The 6,323-nt window shown below is 66.0% G+C and carries 7 protein-coding genes; all 7 read right to left on the bottom strand.

Going from position 1 to position 6,323, the window contains the following annotated elements; translation table 11 throughout:
* Positions 1–775 (bottom strand): intradiol ring-cleavage dioxygenase (locus tag AC1DY5_RS37630; protein ID WP_478119560.1); only part of this gene is annotated, 775 nt, incomplete at its 3' end.
* A gap of 34 nt (positions 776–809) precedes the next feature.
* A complete protein-coding gene (locus AC1DY5_RS37625; RefSeq protein ID WP_478119561.1) occupies positions 810–1,505 on the bottom strand; it encodes a SphA family protein in 696 nt (231 codons plus the stop codon).
* A 235-nt stretch (positions 1,506–1,740) separates the two neighbouring features.
* Entirely contained in the window at positions 1,741–2,808 is a 1,068-nt protein-coding gene (locus AC1DY5_RS37620) for a maleylacetate reductase (protein WP_478119559.1), read from the bottom strand.
* Complete coding sequence (locus AC1DY5_RS37615; RefSeq protein ID WP_478119558.1) at positions 2,805–3,695, bottom strand: FAD synthetase family protein; 891 nt, start codon at positions 3,693–3,695, stop codon at positions 2,805–2,807. The genes AC1DY5_RS37620 and AC1DY5_RS37615 overlap by 4 nt, the downstream gene beginning before the upstream one ends.
* Before the next feature lie 9 nt (positions 3,696–3,704).
* Entirely contained in the window at positions 3,705–5,258 is a 1,554-nt protein-coding gene (locus tag AC1DY5_RS37610) for a 4-hydroxyphenylacetate 3-hydroxylase N-terminal domain-containing protein (protein ID WP_478119557.1), read from the bottom strand.
* A 39-nt stretch (positions 5,259–5,297) separates the two neighbouring features.
* Positions 5,298–5,849, bottom strand: a complete 552-nt coding sequence (locus AC1DY5_RS37605) for a flavin reductase (RefSeq protein WP_478119556.1) — start codon at positions 5,847–5,849, stop codon at positions 5,298–5,300.
* Between the two features lie 260 nt (positions 5,850–6,109).
* On the bottom strand, positions 6,110–6,323 hold a 214-nt coding region (locus AC1DY5_RS37600; RefSeq protein WP_478119555.1), incomplete at its 5' end, for a hypothetical protein.

Here is a 6,323-nt window from a genome sequence, read left to right as displayed (position 1 = left end):
GCTTCACCCACTCGCCCACCAGCGACTCGCGCACGCCGAAGACCGCATCCGAATCAAGGTAGGGATCGCCCTTGCGGAACACGTGGGTCACCAGCGTCTGGAAGCCCGGCGCCTTTACCATGAAGTGCAGGTGGGCCGGGCGCCACGGATGGCGGCGCGTGGCGCGCAGCATGTCGCCGACGGTGCCGTCATCAGGAATGGGATAGGCCACGGCGGCGATGGTGCGGAAGTGGAAGCGGCCTTGCGCGTCGGCGTGGAGCACGCCGCGCGCCTGGGCATGGTCCAGCTCCGCGTGCTGAACGTCATAGTGGCCTCCGCTGTCGGCCTGCCAGACGTCGAGCGTCGCACCGGCGATCGGGCTGCCGTCGATCGATCGCACCGTGCCGCGCACCAGGCAGGGCTCGCCGCTCGCCCCGTTGCCGACGTCGTCGCCGTTCTCGTAGTGCGGCGCACCCTCGACATGGAAAGGCCCGAACACGGTTGCCTCGGTGCAGCCGGCGGGCTTGTCGTGGTTCATCATGATGGTGAGCATTGACAGGCCTAGCGTGTCGCTCAGCAGAATGAACTCCTGCCGCTTGTCGTCGCACTTCTGGCCGGTCGCCGTGAGGAACTGGATGCCTTGCATCCACTCCTCCTCGGTCAGTTCGACCTCGCGGGCGAAATCGTGCAAGTGCTGCACGAGACTCGTCAGGACATGCTTCAGGCGTGGACTGGGTGTGTCCGCGAATCGTTCGATCACCGCCTCGGTGATGGTGTGCTGATTGAGAGTGCGCATGGGTGGGGTCTCCTTGGATTGAGCGGGTCGAAGGTCAAAAAGGGCACAGCGCCATGGCCCAGAAGCGCGTGCCCTGCGGACGGTTGCGTGCGCCGAACTCGGACTGGATGCGAAGCGTCAGCGAGAAATTCGGGTTGAAGCGAAAGCTGGCGAAGGGCACAAGCGCGTTGACACGGCCCTTGCTGCCCTTCACCGCGACGCCGTTCACTTCGTCGTCGGTGGTCTGGCGATAGATGTAGCCATTGACACCGACCAGCAGTTCCCGCATCGCACGGTAGCCGGCACTGAACTCGATCGAGGCTTCGTTGCCGAATTGGTAGCCGGTCGCCTTGTTGCGGTCATTGCAGCCCCAGCGGAACTTCGCGCTGATGTCGCTGCGCGGAGTCGGAAACCAGGTGAACGCATAGACCGGCGCGATCTGGTCGTAGTTGCGGCCGATGTTGACGTCGTGCACGTCGTAGCTCCCGGTGCGCAGGTTGATCTCGACGCCCAGCGTCTGGTGGAAGGTCGTGCCGTGCCAGCCGAGGATGATCGGGAAGAACGACAGGTCGGACAGCCCGGTCCGCTGTCCGCCGCGATCCAGCGCCAGCAACGGCGCGGGCCGCGCGACGCCGAGCCTGAGGTCGACCGCGCTGATCGGCCGGACAATCCGCGTCTCAACGTTGGCGCCGAGAAACACGACGCCCGGCCACACATAGGACAGCCGCGGGGCCACCACATCGGACTGCAGCCGGAAGTCAGCGAAGCGAGGGCTGTCGTGGCCGGCGTTGTCCTTGAACTGCGAAGCCGTGTAGTGCTGATAGAGCAGCAGCCAGTGGGCACCTTCGGGCAGCCTGCAGCCGGCGAAGGTGTTGTCGACGCCAATCGGATAGGAATTGCCCCGCCCTCGGTGGCCGAAGCAGTACCTGCCGACCCCCGGCAGGCGGCGAACGCGAGCAGCGCGCCCAGCTGCGAGCCGCGAGGGTTCATGGCGCAGGCCGGTCGCCGTCGAAGGCGTTCTGGAGCAACTGCCGGATGGCCCGCGCCTCCAGCGGCCGCGGGTTAGGATAGCGGTTCTCCATCGCCAAGGCGCAGGCCCGGTCGAGGTCGCTGCCGCGAAGGCCGAGGTCCTTCAGCGCCATGCTCGCGCCGGCGCCCCTGGCGAGATCGAACACGCCCTGCGCCGCATTCGTGCATCCGAGCGCCTGGGCGATGCGCGCCATGGCCTCCGGCGCCGCGGGGGCGTTGTAGGCGAGCGCATGCGGCAGCACGATGGTGTGCACCTGCGCGTGCGGCAGGTCGAAGCTGCCGCCGAGCGTGTGGCACAGCTTGTGGTGCAGGCCCACGCCGGCACCGCTCAGCGCGGTGCCGCAGAGCCAGGCGCCATACAGCGCGTCGGCACGGGCGGCCGAGACCTTTGCATCATCCGCGCTCGCGAAAGCGGGCATCGCACGGCCGAGGGCGGCAATCCCCTCCTGCGACATCAACGCAACGACCGGATTGATGTCGGCGGCATAGAGACTCTCGGCCGCATGGGCCAGCGCATTCATGCCGCTGGTGACGCTGATCTCCAGCGGCAGCGAGCGGGTGAGGTCAATGTCGTAGACCACGGTGCGCGGAAGCACGCGTGCGTCGTTGCCGGTCTTCTTGAGGCCGGCCTCGGTGATGCCGTAGATGGCGGTCATCTCGGAACCGGCGTAGGTGGTCGGTATCGCAAGGATCGGCAGGCCCGACTCCAGGGCGATCGCCTTGCCGAGGCCGATGGTGGATCCGCCGCCGACGGCCACCGCGCAATCGGCACCGAGGCGCCGGGCGAGCGTGCGGGCCTCGCGTGCTGTCTCGATCGGCACGTGCATCTCGGCGCGATCGTAGATGCCGACGCAGGCGCTGCCCAGGATCGATGCGACGCGCTTGGCTTCGGAGCGCTGGCCGGGCGTGCTGAGGACGAGGGCGCGGGTCGCGCCGAGAGTGTTGATCTCGGCAGACAGACGGTCGAGCGTGCCGGTTCCGAACACGACGCGCTGGGCGTGGGTGGAATGAGTGAAGGTCTTCATGCAAGCACGCTTTCCTGCGCGGTGCGCGCATGTCCATGCCGAGCGCGGTCGACGAAGCGGATGCGCAGTTCGTCGCCGGGCGAGGCGTCCACCTCGTCTTCCGCCAGAAGTCGCACCATCCGCCGACTTGAGCGCCGGTCGTCGCGCACCTGCAGCAAGGCCGGAATCCAGGGGGCCACCGAGCCGCTGCGACGGACCGCGCCGACATAGTCGGCCTCGGCCGGTGCGCACATCGCGCCTGCCAGGGCGGCGTCGATGCGCCAGCGCGAGGCGCGTGATGCGCGTGAAGCGCGAGTGATGGTGCCGGTCATCTCGTGCGACCGCTGCAGCACCGACGACGCACCGGCCAGGTCCCCGATCTGGATCAGGCGCCGCGCTTCAGTCGAAGAACAGCGCACGGCCTCCTGCGTGCCGGGCACCGCGTCGAGCGCCACAGGTGCCACGCCGAAGCCGAGCGCCCCTCCCAGCGTCGAGAGATACGCGACCGTGCCGACGCGCCCGCGTCCGCAGGCGAAGTTCTCGCCGACGATCAGCTCACGCATGCCCAACTGCCTCAGCAGCGTGTCGCGCACGAACGCCTCGGCGTCTTGCCGGCTTCGCTGCTGGTCGAAGTGCAGCACCAGACAGTGGTCGACCGCTTTGGTAGCGTTCAACAATTGCACGCGATCGGCCACGCTCGACAACAACCTCGGGCATGCATCCGGCTGGACGACCGCCCGGGGATGCGGGTCGAAGGTCACCACCGCGGTCGGCAGCCCAAGCTGGTCGCCGCGTGCGCGCAGTTGTCGAAGCACCTTCGCGTGGCCCCGGTGGACGCCGTCGAACATGCCGATCGAGATGACCGCACCCTGCAACGCGAAGCCGCTGGAGTCAGTGATGACCTGCATGGCGCTCTCTCAGATCGCGAGGGTGCTGCTGAGCGAGAGCTTCTCCTGATGCCGCGCGGCGTCCATCGCCTTCGCGTAATCGGCGGTGGCCTTGTAGTCGGTGTTGTCATCGATCTCGGACTCGATGCCGCAGACCTGGCGCGCCAGCTTGCCGTAGGTGCCCGAACCCGAGAACTCGGCGCGCTGCATCGTCAGCATTCGAATGCTCTGCAGCGGCGTGCCATTGAAGTTCTCGAACACGAAGAGCCGGTTGCCCCAGTCGGTCAGGAACAGGTCGCGAATCACGCGGCCGATACGAAGGCGGTCCTTCGGCCGGCCGACCGGCCCGGTGTTCAWCTTCTCGAACAGCGTGTTGAGCTTCGAGTCCTCCCACTGGTCCTCGGTGGCGAAGAGCAGCGCGCTTCGACCCGACAGGTCGACCAGTTCGTAGATCATCTGCGAGAAGTTCTCGAGGTACAGCGCACGGCCGAAGTCGTAGATCAGGATGTTCGGCTTGTAGAGCCCGCCCGGAGTATGGAAGCCGAGTTCCTCGCTCGCCACCACGTGCGCCAGCATCGCCTGGTGGAAGCCGATCAGCTTGGCCACCCGCGTCTGCACCGCCGGGATCTTGCTGGTACCGATGTGTTCGGTGATGAGCACGGCAAGTCCGGCCATCAGTTCGGCACGGACCATCTGGCGGACCAGCGCGTGGTAGTGCAGCCAGTCGAAGACACGCTGCGGATAGAGCTTGGCATGCTCGGGATTGCCGAGATGGAACACATGCGACCAGGGGATGAAGACGTGGTCGAACACGGTCATGCCGTCGAGCTCGTCGCCCTTGGAGGCCAGCGGATGCTCGACCGCGTCCTCCTTCACCAGGCTCTCGCGGCACACCACGCTGAGGCCCTTGGTGGCCACCGGCACGGCGGCAAAAATGATCTGGTCTCCCGGAATGCCCGGACGGAAGAAGACGCCGATATGGACCCAGTCGGCAAAGGCGGTGCCGGTCGACACGGCCTTGACGCCGTCGACCACGATGCCCAGCTCATTGCGCTCGATCACCCGCAGCCCTGGCGACCTGGCCTGCGCATCGGGGGAGGAGCGGTCCATCTGCGGATCGACGAAATTGGGCGCGCAGTTGTGGTCGCGTTGACGCACGAACTCGGCGAAGTCGGCGATGTTCTGTGCCAGCGGCCGGCCCTCGGTGCCGATCGACTGGGTCTGCCAGGGCATCGGATCGTCGGTGTACGTGGTCAGCACGTAGTTGTTGACGTCCGGCGTGCGGGGGAACGACGCACCCATCATTTCCCGCATCACGATCTCGTGGTAGCGGCGCTTCTTCTTCAGCTCTTCCCTGGTGCGGTGGCCGAACCACATCATCGAGCGGCGCTCGCCGGCCTCGTCGACATAGGTCATCACATCCTGCAGGTCGGGGCGGTGGTGCAGGTCGTAGAAGTCGGCATGGCGCTCGGCATAGTCGCGGGTTTTTGGGTGCGTGGCGACGTTGTCGATCTTCTCGTTGCCGACCCAGACGACACGGCCGTCATTGAGGGACTCGAGGTATTGCTTTCCGGTTCTCAGCATGGCTGTTCCTTGGTGGTGGTGGCGAATGAAACCGTTGGCTCAGGCATGAGCGGTCGGCTGGGTGGTTGCATAGGACCGCTTGCAGTACACAAGCGGATCACGGTGCTCTTCGGTGTGCGCTGCGGTGGCCAGCACACGCACGATAAAGATGCTGTGGGTGCCGACCTCGGTCGCGCTGACCACGCGGCAGTCGAGCGCGACGAGTGCATCCTCGCTGTAGGGCGCGCCGGTGGAAAGGGTGCTCCAGCCGCCCTGCTCGAAGCGCTCGTTCATCGGTACGGCGCCGACACCGGCAAACAGGTCGGAGGTGCTGCGCTGATGCGCACTGAGCCAGTTGACGCAGAGCACGTCGTTGGTCTTGATGACACCGTTGACGTAGCTGCGCCGGTTCATGCAGACCAGCAGCGTGGGCGGATCGGCGCAAACGGAAGCAACGGCCGAGCAAGTGACACCGGCGATGCCGGCAGGACCGGCGGTCGTCACGACGGTCACGGCCGTCACCGCATGGGCCAGGGCCTCCCGGAATTCGAGGTCCGAGACCCCTCCTCCGGCCAGTGATTCGACTGCATCGTTCAATACATGGTGGGTCATGTCTGCGCTCCTCAGGGCCGTTGGGACAGAGGCCGGATTGGTCTCTGCGGGTGAGGGAAATAGTAGGCGGCGCAGGCGCGCGGCACCATCGGTCGCAGCGGAATAGACACTATTCCCCGATCGAGGGTCGGCCGGTTCCAGGGTACGCTGGGATGCGGCCATCCATGACGGATTCAACAAAGACGGCCGTGCTCCGGTGGCGAGAACATCGACGCTCCAGCATCAGGAGATGCTATGGATGCCTCCCTCCCGAAGGGGAATCAGAAGACTGGGGGTGGTGAGATGACGTCGAAGGCGGCGAGAGCAGTCGTTGGTCGCAGAGATCGAAGCTCGGCACGAGCGGGTGGACCCTCTGCTGGATACGGCATCAAAGTGCCCAAGGCGTGATAGACCAAGGTCTTCACAAACACCGCAGAGGGTCCGTCATGAATCGTAATACAGGCATGAATGCAGGACAAATCATCGGCACCATGA

This window comes from Variovorax sp. P4_D9, from assembly GCF_056401695.1.
Note: the sequence above shows the minus strand (reverse complement) of the source record. Positions and strands in the feature narration are given on the sequence as shown.

What these genes read in the sequence shown, in the direction of transcription:
- AC1DY5_RS37605 (WP_478119556.1), bottom strand. Translation starts at nt 5,849, where the DNA reads ATGACCCACCATGTATTGAACGATGCAGTCGAATCACTGGCCGGAGGA.
- AC1DY5_RS37615 (WP_478119558.1), bottom strand. Translation starts at nt 3,695, where the DNA reads ATGCAGGTCATCACTGACTCCAGCGGCTTCGCGTTGCAGGGTGCGGTC.
- AC1DY5_RS37620 (WP_478119559.1), bottom strand. Translation starts at nt 2,808, where the DNA reads ATGAAGACCTTCACTCATTCCACCCACGCCCAGCGCGTCGTGTTCGGA.